The following is a 20,954-nucleotide window of genomic DNA, read 5'->3' as shown; positions in this document are numbered from 1 at the left end:
CACTCCTCCTGCCCCCGGAGAAGCGCCACGATGTCCACCGCTCCCTCGACCTCCCCCACCCCCGGCTCCGCTCGAGCCGGGGGATCGGACGAGGCCCCGCAAGCCGGGGCCCCCGCGCCGAAGTCCCGCGGCCCGTGGGCCCCGCTGCGCCCGCTGATATTGCGTCTGCACTTCTACGCCGGCGTGTTCGTGGCGCCGTTCCTGCTGGTCGCCGCCGCCACCGGGTTCCTGTACGCCGCCGCGTTCCAGGCCGAGAAGCTCGTGTACTCCCACGAGTTGACCGTGCCGGTCGGCGACGCGTCGCTGCCGATATCCGAGCAGGTGGACGCCGCCCGCAAGGCCTACCCCGAGGGTACGGTTTCGGCCGTCCGCCCCTCGCCGGAGGACGACGCCACGACCCGGGTGATGCTGTCCGGCGTCGAGGGCGTCGATGCCACCCACACCCTCGCCGTGTTCGTCGACCCGTACACGGGCAAGGTACGCGGCGCGCTGGAGCAGTACGGCTCCACCGGCGCGCTGCCGTTGCGCACCTGGATCGACGAGTTCCACCGCGATCTGCACCTCGGCGAGAACGGCCGCCTCTACAGCGAACTCGCCGCCAGCTGGCTGTGGGTGATCGCGGGCGGCGGTCTGGTGCTCTGGTTCTCCCGGCGGCGCGCCCTGCGCAAGGTCCGCGGCACCACCGGACGGCGCCGGACGCTGGGTCTGCACGGCACCGTCGGCGTGTGGGCCGCCGCCGGCTTCATCTTCCTGTCCGCGACCGGACTGACCTGGTCCACCTACGCGGGCGCCAACATCGACGTCCTGCGCACCTCGCTCGGCCAGGCGACCCCGTCGGTCTCGGCGGCCGCGAGCGGCGGCGACCACGCCGGTCACGACACGGCCTCCGGCGCGGGCGGGGACGCCGAGCACGGCGTCGGCCTCGACAGGGTTCTGGCCGCGGCGCGGGCCGAGGGGCTGGGCGACCCGGTCGAGATCGTCCCGCCCGCGGACGCCTCCTCCGCGTTCGTGGTCAAGCAGGTGCAGCGCAGCTGGCCCGAGAAGCAGGACGCGGTGGCGATCGACCCGGCCACCGGCGAGGTCACCGACGTGCTGCGGTTCGACGACCACCCGCTGCTCGCCAAGCTGACCCGCTGGGGCATCGACCTGCACACCGGCGTCCTGTTCGGTCTGGCCAACCAGCTCGCGCTGATGGCTCTCGCGGGGTCCCTGATCCTGTTGATCGTGTGGGGCTACCGCATGTGGTGGCAGCGCGGCCGCGGGTCCGCCTTCGGCCGGCCCGTCCCGCGCGGTGCCTGGGCGCAGGTCCCGCCGTACGTCCTCGTCCCGCTGATGGCGACGGTCGCCGTGATCGCCTACTTCGTGCCGCTCCTCGGCATCCCGCTCGTCGCCTTCCTGGTCGTGGACGTCGTCCTCGGCGAGATCGCGCACCGGCGGGGGCGGCGGGCGGCTGTCTGAGCGGGCCCGTGCACGGCGGCGGCCCGGCGGTGGAAGCCACCGCCGGGCCGCTCGCTGTTGCGGGCTCAGGTTTCGGGGAACTCCCCGGCCAGCGCCGAGGCGAGCCGCAGGTGCGGTCCCGCCTCGGCGTGCCGCCCCTGGCGCTCCAGGGTCCGGCCCAGCATCAGCCGGGCGTACTGCTCCACCGGGTCCCGCTCGACGATCAGCCGCAACTGGGTCTCGGCGCGGAGAAGTTGGGCCGAGTGGTAGTAGGAACGGGCCAGCAGCAGCCGCGGTCCGGTCTGCTCCGGCACCTCCTCGACCAGCCCGGCCAGCACCCGCGCGGCGGCGGCGTATTCCTTCGCGGCGAAGAACAGCCGCGCCCGCTCCCACCGCTCGGCCGGCGTTCCGTGGGCGTAGTAGGCGGTGTTGTCGGTCGTCTCGTATGTGGTGTCCACTCGTGCCTCCTTCGAGGCCGACAACCGGGCGTGGTGATTGAATATTCCACTACCCGGAGGGGGTGCACTGCGCTACCGGGCCGCGCGTGTCAGCTCCGCCAGCTCCGCCTCGGCCCGCTCGGTGACGCGGGCCAGGACGCGGCCGGTGGTCGCCAGATCCTCCGGAGGGATCCCGGCATAGATCCGGGCCGAGATCTCGCCCGTCTCGGCGCCGACGACGGCGAACAGTTCGCGCCCGGCGTCCGTGGGCCGGATCAGAAGGCCGTCGGCCGCCAGCAGCCCTGCGGCGAGCAGCCCGTCGACGGTGGCGTGTGCGTCCGCCGCTTCGGTCTTGAGTGCGCCGGTCACCTGCTCGACGAGCGCGCCGCGTGCCAGCGGTCCGGCGGCGGTGACGGCCGCCCGCAGGGTGATCTGCTGCTGGAAGGTGGCGCCGTGCCGTGCCAGGACGCGCTCCAGGACGGCGCGGCCCGCGTAGTGGGCCAGCCCTATGGTGCGGCCGCCGACGGGCGGTGCGGTGTCGGTCATCGTCACTCCTGCGTTCTCTCGTCGGTGAGGTCGAGCGGTACGTCGAGCAGAAGGGCCAGTTCGCCGGTGAACGCGCGCGTTCGCGGGCTCTTCAGGCCGCCGAGCGGTTCCAGCAGCTGTTCCAGCAGCCCCTGGACCACCCTGACGGCCCGCTGTGTCACGTCCTGGCCCCGCTCGGTCAGAGCGAGCTGTACGGCGCGCGGGTCGCGGGGATCCCGGGTGCGCTCGACGAGGCCGGCGGACTCCAGGGCGCGCGCCAGCTTGGAGACGTAGAGCGGCTCGAGGCCGGTGTGGTCGGCGAGCCGGCGCTGGCTGGGCCGTTCCCCGGCGCGCTGCATGCCGTAGAGCGAGGCGACCAGCGAGTACTGGGCGTGGGTCAGACCGAGCGGGGCCACCGCCCGGTCCACGGCCACGCGCCACTTCGTCGACAGCCGCCACACCAGAAAACCGGGCGTCGCCCCTTCGGGACCCTTGCGCTCACTCATGCACAATAGAGTACATGGCTACTATGTCCATGGCTACTTAATCTGCTCGGATTCGGTCGGCGCGGAGCCGTGGCCCGGCCCGTGGTCGTCAGGCTCGCTGCCGGGTGTGCGCTTCGTCCTCGCGGTGGAGGACCAGGTGCTCGTGGAAGAGAACGCCGTCGCGGACGTCGCCGGTGGCGGTGAAGCCGGTGTCGTCGGCGTAGTCGATGTGGCTGCCGGTGACGGTGTAGCTGCCGGTGTAGGCGCTGCGGCGGTTGCCGCGGGCCTCGTCGTAGCGGCCGTTCGGCAGCCGTTCCTGGCGGATGAAGCCGTCCGCGGTCACCCACATCCCGACGTACAGGTGCGGGTCGCGGGGCGTGTCGTTGCTGGTCACGGCTCCACGATCACCCCGGCTGCCGATGCCAACCAGGCCGCCGTCTCCCCAGGTGACAGCTTCCTGGGTGCCGCACACCCAGCATCGCGGGCGACGGGGCCTTCCCGGGGGTACGGCGACGGCGCGGGCGCCGTCAGGGCGTCGTCCGGGGCCTCCCCAGGCCCCTCCGTCGTACGCGACGGGACGAACCCTGGGTGTCCGACACCCAGGGACAGTGCGGCCTGGTTCCGGTTCCCCCGCGCCACGAACCTGTTGGTCGGGCGGCCACCTGGGCCGACTCCGCCGTACGGAAGGAAGACCTCTCATGAACGTGCACGACACCACCAGCGCCGCCGTGCTCGAAGAGCTCCGGCGCAGGCCGGCCGACCGGCGGCGCATCCTGTTCACGGGCGCGACCGTCGTCACCATGGACCCCGACCTCGGTGTCGTCGACGGCGGTGACCTGCTCGTCGAGGGCGACACGATCACCGCCGTCGGACGCGATCTCGCCGCGGGCGACGCCGTGGTCGTCGACGCCACCGGCACACTCCTCGCCCCCGGCTTCGTCGACACCCACCGGCACGCCTGGGAGGCCCAGCTGCGCAGGATCATGCCGGACGTCGACGACCTCGGCGGCTACGTCATGGCCACCCTGGCCGGCTACGCCACGGTCTACCGGCCCGAGGACATGTACATCGGCACCCGGTTGGCCGCCCTGACCGCGATCGACAGCGGCATCACGACCATGCTCGACTTCTCCCACAACTCCCGCACCCGCGAGCACTCCGACGCCGCCGTCGAGGCCCTCCTGGACACCGGAATCCGCGGTGTGCACGCCTCCATGGGCCCGCACTTCGGGCAGTGGGACCGGCAGTGGCCCGGCGACCTGACCCGCCTCAAGGACCGGTACTTCAGCAGCGACGACCAGTTGCTCACGCTGCGCCTGGCGGCCCTGGCCACCGACGAGATCGCCGGACCGGCGCTCGCCTACGGCCCCGAACTCTCCCGTGCCGCCGCCGAATTGGGAATCGGAGTGAGCGTGGACGCCGTCTTCGGCACGTCCTCCTCCGAGGCGGTCCTGCGGTGGGCCGAGGACGGTGTTCTCGGCCCCGCCGTCACCCTCATCCACTCCACCGGACTGACTCCCGAGGCGTGGAAGGCGATGGGGGAGACCGGCACCACCGTGGCCCTCGCCCCGACCTCCGACGCGCAGATCGGCCTGGAGACCGCCGTCCCCGCCGTCGACGAGGCCCTGTCCGTCGGCATCCGCCCCGGACTGAGCATCGACGTCGAAGTCGCCCTCGCCAGCGACATGTTCACGCAGATGCGGGCCCTGCACGCCATCCAGCGGATGCGGGCCGTCAACGCCGCTCACGGCACCGACCGGCAGCCCTCCCGCATCACCACCCACGACGTCCTCGACTTCGCCACCCTCCAGGGTGCCCGTACCAACGGCCTGGCCGCCGTCACCGGCTCCCTCACCCCCGGCAAGAAGGCCGACCTGCTGGTCATCCAGGCCGAGGACCTCAACAACATGCCGCTCAACGACCCGATCGGCACGATCGTGCTGGGCTCCGACGCCCGCAACATCAGCGCCGTCCTCGTCAACGGCGAGCCCCGCAAGTGGGACGGACACGTTCTCGACGTCGACCTGGCCGCCCTGCGCGGCGAGGTGCACGCCTCGCGCGAGTACGTGCTGAACACCCCGGCCGTCTGAGGAGAGACAGGAGTGGCCGTGACGGTGGTCGATCGCGGCGTGCCGGATCACCCGGATCACCCCCGGTTCACTCCGGATGGGCCGCTGCGTCTGCCACTGCCTCCCTCTGCAGTTGCACCGCCGCCAGCAGGCTCAGCTTCCGTTCGGCCTGGCGCAGCGCCTTCACCGCCGCGACCGAGGCGATGTCGCCCGTGAAACCGACGGCGGCCAGCCGGGAGCGGACCCAGCGGGCACGCAGCTGGGTTTCGGTGGCGGCGGCGGTGGACTCGACGAGTGCGGCGGCGCGTTCCAGGCCCGGGCGCTCCTGCGGCGAGGCCTCGGCCAGCGCCCGCCGCAGAGCCCCCGCGATCAGGTCCGCGTCCCGGATCGCCAGCACGAAGTTGTTCTTCTTGCTCAGTCCCGTGATTCCTGTCATGGGCGACAGCCTGACGGCCATGATCCGTGCGTGCCAAGCGACTTGAGGAGTCTCAGAGGCTCGGTTGTTCGCTGCCGCCCTGTGCGGTCAGGGCGAAGGCCAGGAGCGCCGTCGTGGTGAAGTCCAGTGCGGGCTCCACCGTCTGCCAGGCGCCCACGTCGTCGACGTACCGTGCGCCCTTCCCGTCGAAGTCGGTCCAGGCGCCGGTCGGCGGGGCGGCCGTGCACTTCTTCATGGTCGGGAAGCCGTTCAACTCCCTGAGCCGCGCCGCGGCGTTGGGGCCGTTGACCACGGCGCCCCGCAGAATGGCGCCCGTTCCGTCACGGCTGCCCCGGAGGTTGGCGAGCTGGTGTTCCGGGCAGTGCGGGTAGACCTCACCGGCACCGATCACGAAGCTGGTTCCCCAGGCGTTGGCACCGAGGGCCCAGCCTCGCTGCCGGCCGGCGAAGGCCGCGTAGCGGGTGTCCCCGGTGGCCTTGGCGTACAGGCGGGCGGTGGCCACCAGCCCGAAGGTGTGCGGTACGGCGTCGAAGTCGTCGTAGACGGCGCCGGCGCCGAACGGGTCGTGCCCGGCGCGGGCGACACCGTCGTCCAACTGGCGGCGCAGGTCCGCGTACAGCTCCTCGGCCCCGATGCCGTTCGTCCGGGTGCCGTCCAGGACCGTGGCCAGGTCGACGTGGGCCAGGGCGCTGACGTCCGCGACGTTGAGAGTGCCCTTGACGTCGGAGTCGAGATAGTCCCCGGCCCATCCGGCGGCGGCATCGGCCCAGTCGCCCTCCCGGTCGTCCCCGAGTTCCCGTGCCGCCAGGGCCAGCTCCGCGCCGCCGAACTCCATGTCGTCCTGCCATGAGTCCTCGGGATAGAAGGCGCCCGGGAATGCGGTGACGAGCTGCTCGTCGGGCTCGTGGCCGGTGTCGGCCAGGTCGTAGACGGCGGCCGCCTTGTCCAGCCAGTCCTGCGCCTCCTCCGGCTCCGTGGCGGCGGCGCGCTGTGCGGCGAGGGCGAAGGCCGCGGCCACCCGTCCCGCCAGGTTGGGGCTGATCGGCTCGCCCGGTGCGGCCGCGCGGAAGACCGGCCGGTGCTTGATCGTGTAGTCCGGGTCGCCGGGGGACGCGTCGAGTCGGTCGTCGGCCTCCGGCAGCCGCCACACGTCGTGGTCCGTCAGTACGGCGTCGTTGCCCGCGCCGATGCCGACCTGTGCGTAGAGGGTCTCGCTCTCCTCGTCCCACATCCTGTCCAGCCAGGCCAGCCCGTGCGAGGCCTCGGCGGACAGCTCGGTCAGGCCCGGCAAGCCGCGCTGGGCCAGCAGGAGTTCGGCGACCGAGTAGGAGGTGGTGCCGGTGAACTTGAGGAAGTCCCCCGCGTCGAACCAGCCGCCCGAGACATCGACCCGGTCGCCGGTCGGGGTCAGCTGCTCGTCGAGCAGCTCGTCCCCCTCCTCGTCGTAGTCCGGGTCGGCGTAGACGGTCGCGTCCTGGTCGGCCAGATGCGAAGGGCCGCGCCGCAGGGCGCCGGGAAGCACGTCGGATCCGTCGCGCTGTGCCTGCAGGAAGCGGACGTTGTCCCGGACGAGCGGGGTCATCAGCTCGCGGGCACCGGCGATCCGGAATGCGGGCGAGCGGCCGGCCGCGGTGCCGGTCAGGACGATGCGGTAGGTGCCGGGGGTGTCGAGCGTGGTGAGGTCGACGGTACGCACCGACGGGTACTTGGCGTTCCAGCGGCCGGTGGAGGCACCGAGCCGCCCCGCCGTGACGACGTCGTTCTCGGCGTCGACGACCTTGAAGCGCGCTCCGGCGAGGGCCGCCGAGGGCCCAATGACGTAGGCCTGCTTCGCCTCGCCTCGTACATAGCCGACCTGGTCGACCCGGATGGCCACCTCGGTCGAGGCAGGCCCGTTGTCGTCGCCGAAGGGCAGGCCGTGCACGGTCGCGGCGAGGAGCAGGGTGCCGAGTCCCGCGGCGGTTCCGACCAACAGCCGGGGCTTGCGCAGAGTGTTCATGCGCCCATCTTGAGATCCGCGACGGCCACGCTCCGCGCGGGGGCCGTCGCGAACCCCACGCCCCGAGGCTGGGCAGCAAGCCGTCTAGTCTTTGCGTGTGACCAATGGGACGCCTTTGGGTGACTTCCTCAGAGCCCGCCGAGAAGCCTTGAAGCCACACGACGTCGGTCTTCCGGCATACGGGCGACGCAGGGTGCCGGGACTGCGCAGAGAGGAAGTCGCGCTGCTCGCCGGCGTCAGCTCCGACTACTACATCAGGCTGGAACAGGGGCGCGAGAACAGCCCGTCGCCACAGGTCCTCGATGCCGTGGCGCAGGCGCTGAAACTGGACGCGGAAGCCACCGACCATCTCAACCGCCTCTGTCTCACCGCCTCGCAACGCCCGCGCGACCGGGGCGAGACGGACGTCAGCGGGCAGCTGCTGCGGCTGATGGACGGATGGGAGCACACTCCGGCCTTCGTCGTCGGCCCGGCCCTCGACATCATGGCGGCCAACTCCCTCGCCACGGCGCTGCACAGCGGGTTCGACCGGTTCGACAACCTCGCCCGGATGGTGTTCGTCGACCCGGCAGGACGCGATTTCTACCAGGAATGGGAGCGAGCCGCCCACTCCTGTGTCGCCGAGATCAGGGCCGCCCACGGCCACGACCCCGCGTCGGCCCGTATCGCCGAAGTCGTGGCGGAACTGTCCGCACAGAGCCACGAGTTCGCCGCGATCTGGCGGCTGCACGAGGTCAAGAGCAAGTCCCAGGAATGCAAGCAGCTCAAACACCCCCAGGTCGGGGACCTGTTCATCGAATTCGCGGCTTTCACCGTCAACGGGGCCCCGCACCAGCAACTGGTGGTCTACCAGGCCGAACCGGCCGGCCCGACGGCGGCCGCCTTCGAGACGCTGAGGTCCCTGGCCACCCGGCCGGAACAGACCCAGGCAGCCGTGCCCGCGGCCGTCCGCGCCGTCAACGAGCAGTAACGGCGGCCTTCATGAGGGAGGCGCTCACCGAATCCGTCGCCTCAGGCGTCGGGCGGCACGGTGTCGAACTCCCTCGCCACATGCCTGGTGTCCAGTCGCAGCCGCCACGCGTTCCGGCGCCGCGCAGCCGCGAGGGTGGCCTCGAGAGGTGACGGCGGCACCGCCAGGACCGGGCATCCGGCACGGGCGAGGCAGTAGCGGCTGGTGGACGGCCACAGCGCACGGTGCAGCAGGCCACGCCGTCCGGCGCCGACCACGAGGAGGTCGCCCTCCCGGTCGGCGGTACCGACCAGCGCCGGACCCGGGGTGCCGCGCGCGATGAGGGGGCGTGTACGCAACCCGTGGCCGTCACCGTCGAACACCTCACGCAGGGCACCGCGCAGCCGCTCACGCGCCAGCCGTTCCCAGTCCTCGACCAGAACGGCCGCGGCCGTCGTCCTGCGGGCGGCGAGCTCCCCGCCCGGCGGCTCCCAGGCCAGCACCGGCCAGAGCTCGGCTCCCCGGCGCCGCGCCTCGTCGGCGGCCCGGACCAGGGCGGTGAGACTGCCCAGTGAGCCGCTCACCCCCACGACGACACGGCCGGCCGAGGACGGGCGGAACTCGGACATCGCTTCCTCCGTTCTGCGTGCGCCGGCCGGTCCCTCCGGGCGGCGACCTTCCGCAAAACCGCTTCCACCCCACCTACCCTGCAAGGCTCCGAACAGCCCGTACTCTCCTTCCCTACGTCACCACCCACCCTCCTTGGCCGGTTCCAGGGCTTCGAAAACGGTGAGCGCGTCGCGGAGGGCGGCGACATCGTGGGTGCGGATGTAGTCGGCCCCGCCGCGCGCGCCCGAGTTCGATGACGGCGGCCCCCGGATCGCGGTCCAGAGTCCGGCTTCGGCCGCCGCGCTGCGGGGCGGCATTAATTCGAACGAGCAGGACCGGCCACCTCGTGCGAGGAGGTCGCGAATCGATACCGCGCTGTCCGTTCTCGTGCTGGGGATACCGAGCGCCGTGTGAACAAGCCGTCCGTTCCTCGCCGTTCGAGGGCTTTCGCCCCGCCGATGCTGTCTCCGATGCCGATGCCGATGCCGATGCCGATGCCGATGCCGATGCCGATGCGGATGCGGATGCCGAGGGCCGGGGGCCGGGGGAGGACGGCGACTGCTTCCTCCCCCGGCCGCTCGGCGGCTCGGCCTGCCGTCAGGACGCGGAGAGTTGCTCACGCACGGCGCGGGCGGCGGCGACCAGGTTCACCAGCGAGGCCCGGGTCTCGGGCCAGCCGCGGGTCTTCAGGCCGCAGTCGGGGTTGACCCAGAGACGCTCGGCGGGAATGGCCCTGAGCCCGGTACGGAGCAGCTCGGCGGCCTCCTCGGCGCTCGGGACGCGGGGGGAGTGGATGTCGTAGACACCCGGCCCGGCCTCACGCGGGTAGCCGTGCGCGGCGAGTTCGCGGGCCACCTGCATGTGCGAGCGGGGGGCTTCGAGGCTGATGACGTCGGCGTCGAGGTCGTCGATGGCCTGGACGACGTCGCCGAACTCGGCGTAGCACATGTGGGTGTGGATCTGCGTGTCCGGACGCGCTCCGCCGGTGCTGAGCCGGAACGCCTCCGTGGCCCAGGCCAGGTAGGCCGGGCGGTCGACGGCCCGCAGCGGCAGGGTCTCGCGCAGCGCGGGTTCGTCCACCTGGATCACCGAGGTCCCGGCCGCCTCCAGGTCGTCGACCTCGTCGCGCAGGGCGAGGGCGACCTGGCGGGCGGTGTCGCCGAGGGGCTGGTCGTCGCGGACGAAGGACCAGGCCAGCATGGTGACGGGGCCGGTGAGCATGCCCTTGACCGGGCGGTCGGTGAGGGACCGGGCGTACGTCGTCCAGCGCACGGTCATCGGTTCGGGGCGGGAGATGTCGCCGGCCAGGATGCGACGCATCCCGCCTGGCGGACGGGGCGAACCAACGGCACCGGCCAGCCTACGGGGCGGTCCTCCGGCGTGGTGGATCACCTCGGCCATTCGGATGGTGAGGTGGAGCACGCGTTCGGCATGCTGGAACGCGCCGAGGGCGGGAAACGCCGCACTCGCGCTTCCCGCCCGTCCACGCAGCGAGGATGACCATGTCCAAGGACCGTCCCTGGAACCGCAGTCCCGAATCCGAGCCGGCCGGGCAGCCCGAACCGGCGCACATCGTCCCGCCGTTGGCCGGGCTCGAGATCCACGGCATGAACGACGAGCAGGTCAGGGCCCACTGTCTGCGTCAGGCCCGGTACTGGCTCGCCTCGTACGAACACCTGCGTCGCCGCAATGACGAGCACCTGGAGACCGCCACCAGGTACGCGGTCCTCGCTGATGCCTTCCGGCCCGGGTCCACGCCCACGGAGCAGTAGCCGCGCGCACCACGGGCCGATCGCGGCGACGCGTCACACAACCGGAGCCGGCCGGATCTCCGGGGCCGGCTCGGGCGGCCGACCTGTGGTCCACAACGCCTGGACGGACATGCGGCTGATGCGCCAGCCCTCGCGCTCGCGCCGCAGTTCGGCCTCCCAGTAGCCGCCCACCGTGAAGAGAGGGTCGGCGTCCTCGCCGCGCTGCCGAAGAGTGGTGTCGTGGTGAACGTGCGTCATCAACGCGTTCCAGGACGCCGTGGCCCTCCCCGAGGCCGGTTCGACGTCGACCAGGACGTCGGAGGCGATGTGCTGGGTGCGGGCGTACCTCTCGAGTGCCTCCCTGGCGTGTGCCATCGCTTCGGCGCCGTCGGCCGCGCCGATCGGGGTCGTCGTCCGGACGTCGTCGGTGACATAGTCACGGGCCCAGTCGCCCTCGAACTTCCGCTCGTCCAGCGCTCGGAAGAATCGGCTGACGAGCATGCTGATCTCGATGTGATCCGTCTGCGTGGTCGTAGTGGTCATAGCCGAAGCGTCGGCCCTCGACCGCACTTGAGGTCAAGGCCGGAGCACCTCGGGTCGGAGCACATCGGCCTCAGGGGTTCAGGGCCTGCTCGGTGGTGGTGTGACAGGAGAGGAGGGCGTCGACGCCGACCAGTCGCAGGACCTGCAGGACGGGCTCCTGCGCCGCGGCGATGCGCAACCAGCCCTGCGCGCCGCTCACCTGCCGGTGGGCGGCGAGGACGACGTTGATGCCCCTGGAGTCCATGAAGGTCACGCCACCGAGGTCTGCCACGATCCGCGGGGGCGGCACCGCTCCGTCCGCGCCGAGCAGGGCTTCACCGAGGACGTCCTTGACGTCGTGGTCGATCTCGCCCCGCATGGTCACGACACGGACGCCGTCGACCACGCGCTGTTCGACGGACAGGCTCTTCGGCCGGTCCGCTTTCCCGATGTCGGTCACCGTCTCCTCGACTGCGTTTAGGCTGGCCCCGGGTGAGGGCGTGCGCGGAGGATTCTGCCCCACCACCGCGGCGGGACGCACCCGGGCGGCTGTGCCGAGCGGCATCCCGTGGCATGCATGGCGCGATCGCGGGTACCGGCGCACGTGACCGGGGGAGTGAGGGCGAGGACACGTGGAATCCCACGCCGGAGGCGACGGCTCTACCGGGCTGGACGGCCACCTGATGCGCGTCGGCTACTCCCTGGGCGCGGACGACGGCAGCATCGCGGACGCCCGCCACCATGCCGTCGACTTCCTCGACCAGGCCCATGACCACCATCGCCTGCCCGATCCCGCCCGCGCGCGCGACCTGACGCAGCTGGTGGTGAGCGAGCTGGTCACCAACGCCCGCAAGTACGCCCCCGGCCCCGTGCTGATGGAACTGCGCCTCACGGCCCACGCGGTGGAAGTCGTCGTGTGGGACAGCGACCCCACGGTGCCCACAGCCCGGGCGAGCGATCCCGGCCGGATCGGCCAGCACGGCCTGGAGATCGTCAAGGCCGTGACGGAAGACCTCTTCGTCGAGCAGGAACCGGTCGGCAAACGCATCACCGCCCGGATCGCCCTCGACGGTCCCCGCTGACCCGCCCCGCACCGGCGCCACCCGCACCGGGCGCGGTGGCAAGACACCTCTGCCCGGCGGTCGTTGTACCGTCACCGGATGCGGTGGATCTCCCAGAAGGGGCGCAGGTCCTCGTCCGTCACGGACTGGGCGGCCTTCTTGAAGTCGGCGGTGGTGGAGACGCCGTACCAGTGGTCCCGGGCGTACTGCTCCAGGAGCCGGGCCATGGTGTCGGCGCCGAGGACGCGTTCCAGGTCGGCCAGGGCGCAGGGCCCGGCCGTGTAGACGAGGTGGTACGTGCCGCGGTGTTGCGACCAGTAGGCCATGGAGGCGGTCAGCTCGGCGTCGTCGTCGGGCCAGTAGACGTCGGACCAGCAGTCGTCGGTCTCCCAGCCGTAGAAACGGGCGTTGGCGTACTGGGCGAAGCTCTCGTCCAGCCACGGTGAGGTGTACTCGTCGTTGCCGACGATGCCGTACCACCACTGGTGCGCCAGTTCGTGGACGACGGCGCCGCCCTCCTCGGTGGTACCGAGGAGGACGAGGCCGGGGTACTCCATGCCGCCGCCGAACCCGGGGGTCATCACGAGGTCGATCTCGCCGTACGGATAGCGGCCGAACTCCCGGCCGAACCGGTCGATCGCGGCGACGGCGTCCGCGCGGGTGAGGCGCACTCCCGCGGTGGGGGTGTCGGCCGCCCAGTACGACTTCACGCGCACGCCCCCGGGTGTGGTCTGCGCCGCCGTGCGGAACGGGCCCGCGGCCCACGCGAAGTCCCGCACCCGGTCCGCGACACCGAGGGTGACCGTACGGCCGGGTCCGCCGGGGAGGGTGCGGGTGTGACCGGTCGTGGGCACCTTCAGGGCCGACGGGTGGTCGAGACGGACGCGGAAGTCGCTCGTCAGGGCGTAGAAACTCTCACCGAGCGCCACGTACGGGTCGAGGTGCCACCCCTTCGTGTCGTGGACGGCGAGCACCGGCAACGCGTTGCCGAGAAAGCGGTAGGCGCCTTCACGGCCGAAGCGGGCATTGCGCTCGGGCACCGTGACGGAGACATCGAAGGCGACGGCCGTCCGCGCGCCGCGCGCGAGCGGCTTCGGCAGGGCGATGCGCAGGGCCGTGCACTCCACGGCGGGACGCCCCGGGGTGCCTCCCGCCACGTTCGACACGACGACGGGGGAGGGCGCGCCGGGTGTGCCGCACGTGTCCTCGCCGTTGCCCCACAGCCGCAGGTACACCTCACGCAGCGGCCGGTCGGACGCGTTACGGAACGACACCCGCTGCCGGCCGGTCCAGTGGCCGCCGTCGGCGTCGGAGCGCAGAGTCACGTCGTAGCGCGCGCGATCGGGCGTCGCCGCTGCACTGGGCACCCCCGGCCCGGCTGCCGCGCCGGCCTCACGCACACCGGCGCCGGCCGCCGAGAGCAGCACGAGCAGCACGACGAACAGACGACGAACGGGCATGGGCGCCCACACGGCCAACGGCGACATGCCAGCCGATACTGCCACAACACCCCGACTGTGGCGCCGAGTCGGCCGGACCTGCCGCCGGGACCACTCCTCGAACTCGTCGTCTTCCTTCCCGCGGACGACGCGACGGTGCAGGCCGTCGAACAACTCCGCCAACGGTCCCACGGACGACTCCGGGCCATCTCGTAGCGGACTCCGCCTCGCCGACGACCCGGGCCCGCCCGGCCGCGGGACGCGCTCAGTCGCCGCGCCCCGCGCCGCGATCGGGTGCGCTCATGTCGCCCGTCCCGGGTGTGCCTTCGGCGAGCCCGTAGCGCAGGTACACGGTGCCCTTCGGGCCCGCTGCCGGCGGTTCGAGGAGGGTGACGTTCGTGGGCACCGCGCCACCGTCGAACACCTTCTTCCCGACGCCGAGCACGATCGGGTGCACCCAGAGGTCGAGACGGTCGAATAGCTGCTCGCGCAGGAGGGTCTGCACGAGGTTCAGGCTCCCGACGACCTTCACGTGCTCGTGCCTGTCCCGGATCTCGCGCACCGCGCCGGCCAGATCCGGCCCGAGCTGGGTCGACCCGGCCCACGCGAGGTCGGGCCTGCCCCGGGAGGCCACGTACTTCGGGACCCTGTTGAAGAGCGTGGCGATCTCGTTGTCCTCGCCGCCCTCCTGGTGCGGCCAGTAGGCGGCGAAGATGTCGTACGTCCGCCGGCCGAGCAGGAGGGCGTCCGTCCCCTCGTAAGCGGCCATGACCTGCGCCCCGGCGACCTCGTCCAGCAGGGGCGCCTGCCAGCCGCCGAACGGGAACCCCGCCGGGTCCTCCTCGGGACCGCCGGGCGCCTGCCCGACGAGGTCGAGGGTCGCGAACAGTTCGATGTGGATGAGGCCCATGTCTGGTCTCCCGGTGGGATCGACTCGGTGGGGAGGTAGACCGGTGGGCGCCGGCGGACTCATCGCCGCGACGACGACCGATGCGTACGCGTCTCGGCACTCCCGACTCACGATAGATCACCGGCCGCCTTCCCACCGGGTGACCGCCCTTCGTCCCGCGTCACCGGAGGTCACCGGCGCGATCCAGGGCCGCGGCCGACTTGCCGGCGGCCCAGGACCGGCAGGCGCAGGCCGACGGCCCGGGACCGGCCTGCGGCGACGAACTTGCGGCCGGGAGAGGCGGCAGCCGACGCGTGGAGCGCTGCGAGGCCTCGTCCGGGCGGACGCCTGCCGTCTCCGGTGTCAGGAAGGCGCGGCAGTGGGCCGTCGAGCGTCCGAGTGGCGGCTTACGAGCACCCTCGCCCACTGAGATTCTCGTTGCGGTACCGATGACGAGACGGCCTCGACCGCTTCGGCCCGGCAGCCTGGTCTGCCGGTGGAAGTGCGCCCGCCTTTACAGGATCCGGTGCGGGCCGGCGGCAGTGGAGCCGACGGAGGAGTCCAGCTTCGCGACCCAGGACAGGGCCATCGAGCGATTGTTGGAGGTCTCCGACGAGAAGAAGGCGCCGCCGCAGTATCAGACGAAGACGGAGCGCCTTCGGAAGTAGCGGGACGACTCGGTTCGAGGAGTACGTCGAGGAGTGGAAAGCCGGCCAACGCCACCTGGCTGCGGCCTCGATACGGCACGTCGAGTCGCGGTGAGGCAGGGTGCCCGTCGGATCGAGCCAAATTTCCCAGGGTGGGTCGCTCCCCCACACTTCCCTCGGACGGCGCTACCGAACCCCTATAGAATTGGCTGTCGGTGAGCAGACATTCGCGACCGTGGGGGGATATGCATGGCCATGAGCGTTTACCCCGATCAGGCCCGGAAGGCATCGGATGCCGGCGTTCAATGGTTACGCGGAAATCTCACGGAAGAGGGCGGCTACGGAATTCCGGCATTGCTCCCGCATTACAAGACACCCATGGCTCTGGCAGCTGCCGGATTTCTGGACGAAGCGCGTGCTTCGCTCTCCTGGATCACCGAGAGATACGTCGGGCCCGACTGGCATGCGCGGGACCCGCAGGACGCGGCAGCCGCAAGTCGTCAGTGTGACCTGTATGAGGACCTCTGGTTGGCGTGGGGCGCGCAGAAGATCGGAATGCTTCGGGAGTCGCACGGCATCTACAGCCGGTGTCGTGACCTGCAGGACCCGGCGACAGGCGGAGTGAGATCCCGGATAGGCCCTGATTCGGCGAATTTCTACGACCTGAGATCCACGGCGCTGACCGGACTCGTCGGCCTCATTGTGGGAGACGAACAGGCCGTTGCCGGGGCGGTGGAATTCACGCTACGGCTTATCGCTGATCAACCGGATCAATCCCAAGGCTTCTTTCTCGTGCGCGATGGGAATGGGGATCTGGTCACATCGTTCCCTGAGGAGGACGCGAGGCTCTTCGTAGTCGGATTCGCCGAGCAACAGGCAGATCCGCTCTATTATGCGCTCGGCCTCGGCTTGACGTTTCTGGCCGCCGCGTATGAGCAGGGCGGTGTACGTGCCTGCCTGACCGGTGCGTTCCGATACGCCGAGCAGTGCATGGCCCGGACCGACGCGATCCTCCGTCACCACTACACGGGGAAGATCGGCTGGGGCATGGCGCTGCTGTACCGGGTCGGAGGGCATTCTGAGCACCGAGTGATGGCCGAGCAGGCGGTGAGTCATCTGCTGCGGACGCAACTCGACTCGGGTGCCTGGTGGATTCCCACCCTCTACAGGACACTCGAGGAACAGCCCAGGGCCGTCACACTCGACCGGACAGCGGAGCACTCGCTGTGGCTCCGCCTCTTCAGTGACACGATGCGAGCGGAGGGCTGAACTCCTGGGGCAGGGACGGCAGGGACCATCATCGGAATCCGTGAACAGGAGAATCCATGCGCCGTCCTCCTATCGATTGGTACGGACCGCTCGAGGACACCGAGGGATTCGCCGAGGAGGGTCGCGGTTTGATCGCCGCCCTCCGGAAGGCTGGGGGTGACGTGCGCGCCACGAGCATCCCGCACCCTCGGACGTTCGCCCGTATCCCCCTCGTGAGGGATATTTCCGGTGGCGGGGGTTCGCTTCTTCGGGACGCCGCGCGTGTCTATCACCGGTATTGGACCGCGAATCCCCTGCCCGGCCGCGGGCCGCATATTTGGCGCAGCATGTTCGAGACGGACGCCGTGCCGAGGGAGTGGGTCGACGCGGCAAAGGGATACGACCAGATTTGGGTACCGACCGATTTTAACGTACAGACCTATGCCGACGCGGGGATCCCCCATGCGAAGTTGGTGACGGTACCGTGCCCGCTTCCCGTCTGGTCCTCCCAACTACTGGCAAACCTGGAGCGTCCCATTGCGACCGGCCGTGCGCCTTACATGTTCCTCAGCGTAATGCGGTGGCACTTGAGGAAGGGCTGGGACATTCTGGTCCGGTCCTTCGCCCAAGAGTTCGGAGACGACCTCGACGTCCGTCTCGTGATCAAGGCGAGGCCGTTCGACCTGGCGGACCCCGAGGGTCCACACCGTGAACTGGCCCGCTTCTTCGCCGATATGGGCGAATCCGTGCCGGCCAACATCAGCGTACGAACCGACGAAATGTCCCATGCTGAACTGGCTGCCCTCTACGGTCGCGCCGACGCCTTCGTGCTGCCGTCCAGAGGAGAGGGGTGGGGGCGGCCGTTCATCGAGTCCATGCTCAGTGGCCTGCCGACGATTGGCCCGCGCTGGGGCGGCAACCTGGAGTTCATGAACGACGGCAACAGTGTCCTGGTCGATGGAACACTCACACCCGTCCTCGGCCGGGCTGCTGAGGAATGGCCGTACTTCACCGGGCACCGATGGTGGGAGGTCTCGGTCGATGAACTGCGTCGCGCGATGCGCCGCACGGTCGTGGCCTCCGGGGCAGACGAGTCGGCGACGGAAGCCGTCGGGAAGCGGTGGGAGATCGCGAAACGGCTGCTGGACGCGTATGCCGAGGACGCGTTAGGGCAACTGATGATGCGTCACCTCGCGTCATTGGAGTGAGCCGCGCCAGGTGGCCCTCATACGCTCTGAGATCCCTGACCAGCGAGCTCGTGCCGCTGTCGCCGAGTCGTACCATTCGACGGCATCGAAGTCGGCGAGGTCACGCCGGTCCGCCCAGAGGGCGGAAACCGCGAGCCAGGTGTGGCGGCGCTCGGATGCGTGTGGTTGTGCCGAAAGGATGGCGTCCACGGCCTCGGTCACCGCTTGGACGTCACCGCGAGCCTGGGCGAAAAGGACCTCGATCATGCCTGTGTGGCCGATTGCGATGGGGTTGATGCCGTGGCTCCAGCAATCCCGCAACGCGCTGCGCGCCCGGCCCCATTCACCCTTCCAGGCCCAGGCCGTCGCAGAGGCCAGATCGCACTGCGCCACGCCGATCCGCTCGTCCAGACTCTCGTTCATCTCGCGTGCGTCGGGAAGCGTCGCCAGTGCCCGGTCGGCGTCGTACCACGCGTGTGCGATGGCCTGATGCCGCATGCCGCGCGCCACCCAAACGGGTGCTCCGACCGTCTGCGCCTCGGTAAGTGCGCGACCGAACCAGTCGGCGGCCACGCGGTGGTCGCCGCCCTGAAGGTGAATGTGTCCCAACAGGTCGAATCTGGCGCAACGCTGGTGACCGTTGCCCGCCTCGCTGGGTACGAGGGCCAGCGCCGTTGCCAGTCGGCCGTTGCGCAGGGCGTTTCCCGCCAGGCCCAGCGCGCCGTAGTAGGCGAGTTGCGGGTTTGCGTTGCCAAGGCTTCGGTAAGCGTGTTCCGCTCCAGGATAGTCGCCGGATACCTCTGCTGCGCGTGCGAACTGCGCGGCCACATAATGGTCGTACGGGTCATTGCCGAAGGTGGTGCATTCCCGCAGCGCCGCGTACCGGGCCGACTCGTTGTACGTGGTGTTGGCCAGGGCACGGGATGCTGACAGCAGTCGGCCCAGCGGCGTAGGGGAGGCGGCGGCCGTCGGTGTCGGCATGGATTCAAAGACCCTGGAATAGCCGAACTCGGCCACCGTGAAGGCGAGTTCTCCGAAGCGAGCCGGCGTGTGGCCGTGCTCCAACGCTGAATTCCCGATCAGCAGTACCGCCGCGACCATGCGTCGTAATTGCTCCTGGTTCGGGTCCCAAGGGGTGTGTGGGTCGGGGAGCGCCTGGCGAATGACCCAGTCGGAGGCGCGCTCCGCATTCGTACGCCATTCCTCGCCCACCCATGCATCGTCCGTCAGATGGTCGTGCCTGATGACGGCTTGCCGCAGATTCTCGTGAAGGGAGAACGGCATCCAGGAATTGGGAGTGCGAGTCACGAACGAGCGATGCAGGAAGGTTTGCACGTGGATTGTGCGCACCGCGGGCAGGATCTCGGCGAGCAGTTCGGAGCTGAACGCCCTCAGCAAGGCCGCGCCCCGCAACAGGTCACGCTCCTGGGGGGACAGGTCACGGACGACGCGCAGGACGAGCTCCGGGAACGTCTCGGCGACCAGCGCGGCAGATGGAGCCGCTCCTTGTGCCAACAAGTTGCGGTACCAGCTGATTGACAACTCCAGGTGCAGGGGAAGGCCGTTGGAACCGTGGATGACGCGTTCCCTTACCTCGGCCGGCATAGCGGGCCGTCCCGCGAATTCGAGCGAGTTGCTGAGCAGCTCGTCCGCAGACTGAGCGTCCAGTCCGCCGATCCGGAGCTGTCCGGGACGACCGGGGGGCAGATCGGGCCATCGGTCGGCTCCGCCGTAGGTGAGTCGTACCGCACTTCGATCGTCGTGCCAGGTCAGCGCCGTGCGGCTGGCGACGACGTAGGCGATGCCAGGTGTGAGGTACACCAGGCGGCAAACCAGGTCCTCCAGCGAGCCGCGCTCGGCCCCTGCCCGCTGCACGTTCTCCAGGGTGTCGAGCAGGCAGAGGACTTGGACCCTGCGGCGCTCCGCGACGCGGCCCAGGTCGTAGTTGAGCAACGCGGGCAGATACCCGATGACCTTGTCCGGATCCGTCTCGTCGACGATGACTCCGAACGGCGGGCAGTTCTCGCGCAACTTCTTGATGGTCCGTGACTCCTGGATCCGGGTGCGCAGCAGACCCGTCAGTTTGTAGACGGAGGACACCAGGCCCGTACCGCCGAGCACCCCGTCCACAGTGGCAGCGACTTGATCGCTCAGGACGGTTCGCTGCTCCTCGCCCAGGAAGTTGGCCTGGGAGATGAACCTGACCAGCGGAACGCCCGGGTGCTTCCTCGACCAGTAGTGCGCGAAGGCGATGTCAAAGGCGCTCCACGTGTCGGACAGTCCGGCCAGGGAGGCGCGGATCTGCATGAGGACGACTTCGAAGTTGTGCCGGGAGTAGTCGCCGAAGTCGACGGAAGCCACAATCTTCTGGACGTTGGCTTGCTCGTCGCCAGTGAATTCCGCAGCCACCTTCTGAAGCAACGCGGTTTTGCCGATTCCGCCCTGGCCGCTGACCGCGGTCACGTTGACGGCGGGTCGGCCGAAGTCGTACTGCGTGGTCGCGGGCCGCTCCACGGTCTCCCGGATGCGGCGCAGTATGGCCTGCCTTTCCACCACCCGGTCGGTGAACAGTGTCCTGCGGATGACGCTGTCGTCGCCCCGGCCCAGAAAGAAGTCTTCGATCGACATGCTGCCCCCCAGACCCGAGAGCGTGTGGTCCCACCCGTCGGCTGCACGCTGCCGCCACATTCTCTTTGTTGCGCCTTCCCGGCGCCAGAGGGCGCTGTGGGGACCGCCGGCGCCGCAGCGAGCCCTCTGATCACGGAATGTCCTTACCGCCCCTGAGAGAGCCTTTGGGCGTGGCGGGTGGGTGATCAGGCAGACGGTGAGCCTTTTCCATCCTCAGTCTGAGCTGGCCAGGTGGAGGGTGAGGACGGCTTGGACGAGGCTCGTGATCCGGTTGTCGAGCAACGGAGCCTGCGCAGGAGGCGCCAGGATTTGGGGGTGGCTGTGGCTTGTTCGACCAGTGCCCTGACCTTCGCATGGGCCGATGCCCCACCAGTCGTTGGCGCCGAAGACCTGCCCTTGTAGGTGTAAGGGCCCATGGGGTCGGTGCCGGCGCTCTCCAGGACGTGGACGCGCTGGGACCCGATGTCGCCGGTGCCGGCGGAGTAGTAGATGTAACCGCGCTTGCCGTCCGGTCCGTCCAACAGGTGCATCTCCGGCGACCACACCTGACAGCAGCGGTCCGCGGGGAAGTCGTCGAAGACGGGTACCGGGGCCGCCTGCTTGAGGGCTTCGATCGTCGGGGCCTTGCGCATGGTC

20 protein-coding genes and 2 pseudogenes are annotated in these 20,954 nt (G+C 70.3%); 7 read left to right on the top strand and 15 right to left on the bottom strand.

Annotation, left to right across the window (positions count from 1 at the left end):
• Window positions 1–30 precede the first annotated feature (30 nt).
• On the top strand, window positions 31–1,458 hold the full coding sequence (locus OHU34_RS06085; protein ID WP_142267358.1) for a PepSY domain-containing protein: 1,428 nt from the start codon (window positions 31–33) through the stop codon (window positions 1,456–1,458).
• Between the two features lie 65 nt (window positions 1,459–1,523).
• On the opposite strand, the gene OHU34_RS06080 is transcribed toward OHU34_RS06085, so the two are convergent.
• The 4 genes from OHU34_RS06080 to OHU34_RS06065 form a co-directional block, all read right to left on the bottom strand.
• Window positions 1,524–1,895: a tetratricopeptide repeat protein gene (locus OHU34_RS06080; RefSeq protein ID WP_405765202.1), complete on the bottom strand. Its 372-nt coding sequence runs from the start codon at window positions 1,893–1,895 to the stop codon at window positions 1,524–1,526.
• A 72-nt stretch (window positions 1,896–1,967) separates the two neighbouring features.
• Complete coding sequence (locus OHU34_RS06075; RefSeq protein WP_142267360.1) at window positions 1,968–2,420, bottom strand: MarR family transcriptional regulator; 453 nt, start codon at window positions 2,418–2,420, stop codon at window positions 1,968–1,970.
• Between the two features lie 2 nt (window positions 2,421–2,422).
• Window positions 2,423–2,905 carry a MarR family winged helix-turn-helix transcriptional regulator gene (locus OHU34_RS06070; protein WP_405765199.1) on the bottom strand — a complete coding sequence of 161 codons (483 nt, stop codon included), beginning with the start codon at window positions 2,903–2,905 and terminating at the stop codon, window positions 2,423–2,425.
• Between the two features lie 88 nt (window positions 2,906–2,993).
• Window positions 2,994–3,278, bottom strand: coding sequence for an Atu4866 domain-containing protein (locus OHU34_RS06065; protein ID WP_405765197.1), 285 nt, complete (start codon window positions 3,276–3,278; stop codon window positions 2,994–2,996).
• A gap of 304 nt (window positions 3,279–3,582) precedes the next feature.
• Between OHU34_RS06065 and OHU34_RS06060 the strand changes: the two genes are divergently transcribed.
• Entirely contained in the window at window positions 3,583–4,974 is a 1,392-nt protein-coding gene (locus OHU34_RS06060; RefSeq protein ID WP_405765194.1) for an amidohydrolase family protein, read from the top strand.
• Window positions 4,975–5,041: 67 nt separating this feature from the next.
• Here the strand turns inward: OHU34_RS06060 and OHU34_RS06055 are convergent, their stop codons facing one another.
• Window positions 5,042–5,389 carry a hypothetical protein gene (locus tag OHU34_RS06055; RefSeq protein WP_405765191.1) on the bottom strand — a complete coding sequence of 116 codons (348 nt, stop codon included), beginning with the start codon at window positions 5,387–5,389 and terminating at the stop codon, window positions 5,042–5,044.
• Between the two features lie 52 nt (window positions 5,390–5,441).
• Window positions 5,442–7,388, bottom strand: coding sequence for a glycoside hydrolase family 9 protein (locus tag OHU34_RS06050; RefSeq protein WP_405765189.1), 1,947 nt, complete (start codon window positions 7,386–7,388; stop codon window positions 5,442–5,444).
• A gap of 115 nt (window positions 7,389–7,503) precedes the next feature.
• Here OHU34_RS06050 and OHU34_RS06045 point away from each other — a divergent pair, with 115 nt between their 5' ends.
• Window positions 7,504–8,358, top strand: coding sequence for a helix-turn-helix transcriptional regulator (locus OHU34_RS06045; RefSeq protein ID WP_405772160.1), 855 nt, complete (start codon window positions 7,504–7,506; stop codon window positions 8,356–8,358).
• A gap of 41 nt (window positions 8,359–8,399) precedes the next feature.
• Here the strand turns inward: OHU34_RS06045 and OHU34_RS06040 are convergent, their stop codons facing one another.
• The 3 genes and pseudogenes from OHU34_RS06040 to OHU34_RS06030 form a co-directional block, all read right to left on the bottom strand.
• The gene (locus OHU34_RS06040; protein ID WP_405765186.1) at window positions 8,400–8,966 is read right to left on the bottom strand and encodes a universal stress protein; all 567 of its coding nucleotides are present in this window, start codon (window positions 8,964–8,966) and stop codon (window positions 8,400–8,402) included.
• 117 nt (window positions 8,967–9,083) lie between these two features.
• Window positions 9,084–9,263: a hypothetical protein gene (locus tag OHU34_RS06035; protein ID WP_230194003.1), complete on the bottom strand. Its 180-nt coding sequence runs from the start codon at window positions 9,261–9,263 to the stop codon at window positions 9,084–9,086.
• A gap of 280 nt (window positions 9,264–9,543) precedes the next feature.
• Window positions 9,544–10,257: pseudogene (locus OHU34_RS06030) on the bottom strand (5-methyltetrahydropteroyltriglutamate--homocysteine S-methyltransferase); the annotation flags it as partial.
• A 191-nt stretch (window positions 10,258–10,448) separates the two neighbouring features.
• Between OHU34_RS06030 and OHU34_RS06025 the strand changes: the two are divergent.
• On the top strand, window positions 10,449–10,718 hold the full coding sequence (locus OHU34_RS06025) for a hypothetical protein (RefSeq protein ID WP_142267366.1): 270 nt from the start codon (window positions 10,449–10,451) through the stop codon (window positions 10,716–10,718).
• Between the two features lie 33 nt (window positions 10,719–10,751).
• Here the strand turns inward: OHU34_RS06025 and OHU34_RS06020 are convergent, their stop codons facing one another.
• A complete protein-coding gene (locus tag OHU34_RS06020; RefSeq protein ID WP_230194001.1) occupies window positions 10,752–11,240 on the bottom strand; it encodes a nuclear transport factor 2 family protein in 489 nt (162 codons plus the stop codon).
• A gap of 70 nt (window positions 11,241–11,310) precedes the next feature.
• Window positions 11,311–11,679, bottom strand: a complete 369-nt coding sequence (locus OHU34_RS06015; protein WP_142267368.1) for an STAS domain-containing protein — start codon at window positions 11,677–11,679, stop codon at window positions 11,311–11,313.
• A gap of 172 nt (window positions 11,680–11,851) precedes the next feature.
• On the opposite strand from OHU34_RS06015, the gene OHU34_RS06010 reads away from it, so the two are divergent.
• Entirely contained in the window at window positions 11,852–12,301 is a 450-nt protein-coding gene (locus OHU34_RS06010) for an ATP-binding protein (RefSeq protein WP_142267369.1), read from the top strand.
• A 71-nt stretch (window positions 12,302–12,372) separates the two neighbouring features.
• Here OHU34_RS06010 and OHU34_RS06005 read toward each other — a convergent pair whose 3' ends face one another.
• Together OHU34_RS06005 and OHU34_RS06000 are read right to left on the bottom strand one after the other, a co-directional pair.
• The gene (locus OHU34_RS06005; protein ID WP_405765180.1) at window positions 12,373–13,740 is read right to left on the bottom strand and encodes a M1 family metallopeptidase; all 1,368 of its coding nucleotides are present in this window, start codon (window positions 13,738–13,740) and stop codon (window positions 12,373–12,375) included.
• 244 nt (window positions 13,741–13,984) lie between these two features.
• Entirely contained in the window at window positions 13,985–14,629 is a 645-nt protein-coding gene (locus OHU34_RS06000; protein WP_142267371.1) for a dihydrofolate reductase family protein, read from the bottom strand.
• 881 nt (window positions 14,630–15,510) lie between these two features.
• Between OHU34_RS06000 and OHU34_RS05995 the strand changes: the two genes are divergently transcribed.
• Together OHU34_RS05995 and OHU34_RS05990 are read left to right on the top strand one after the other, a co-directional pair.
• A complete protein-coding gene (locus OHU34_RS05995; RefSeq protein WP_142267372.1) occupies window positions 15,511–16,524 on the top strand; it encodes a hypothetical protein in 1,014 nt (337 codons plus the stop codon).
• Between the two features lie 326 nt (window positions 16,525–16,850).
• Entirely contained in the window at window positions 16,851–17,711 is an 861-nt protein-coding gene (locus OHU34_RS05990; protein ID WP_160160024.1) for a glycosyltransferase family 4 protein, read from the top strand.
• On the opposite strand, the gene OHU34_RS05985 is transcribed toward OHU34_RS05990, so the two are convergent.
• Together OHU34_RS05985 and OHU34_RS05980 are read right to left on the bottom strand one after the other, a co-directional pair.
• The gene (locus OHU34_RS05985) at window positions 17,700–20,318 is read right to left on the bottom strand and encodes a hypothetical protein (protein ID WP_142267374.1); all 2,619 of its coding nucleotides are present in this window, start codon (window positions 20,316–20,318) and stop codon (window positions 17,700–17,702) included. The genes OHU34_RS05990 and OHU34_RS05985 overlap by 12 nt on opposite strands.
• 213 nt (window positions 20,319–20,531) lie before the next feature.
• Window positions 20,532–20,677, bottom strand: a pseudogene (locus OHU34_RS05980) (IS5/IS1182 family transposase); the annotation flags it as partial.
• Window positions 20,678–20,954: the final 277 nt, after the last annotated feature.

The sequence above is a fragment of the Streptomyces sp. NBC_00080 genome (genome assembly GCF_045041255.1).
Lineage (GTDB): Bacteria > Actinomycetota > Actinomycetes > Streptomycetales > Streptomycetaceae > Streptomyces > Streptomyces coriariae.
The sequence above is the reverse complement of the archived record's forward strand: the minus strand, read 5'-3'. Positions and strand labels throughout refer to the sequence as shown.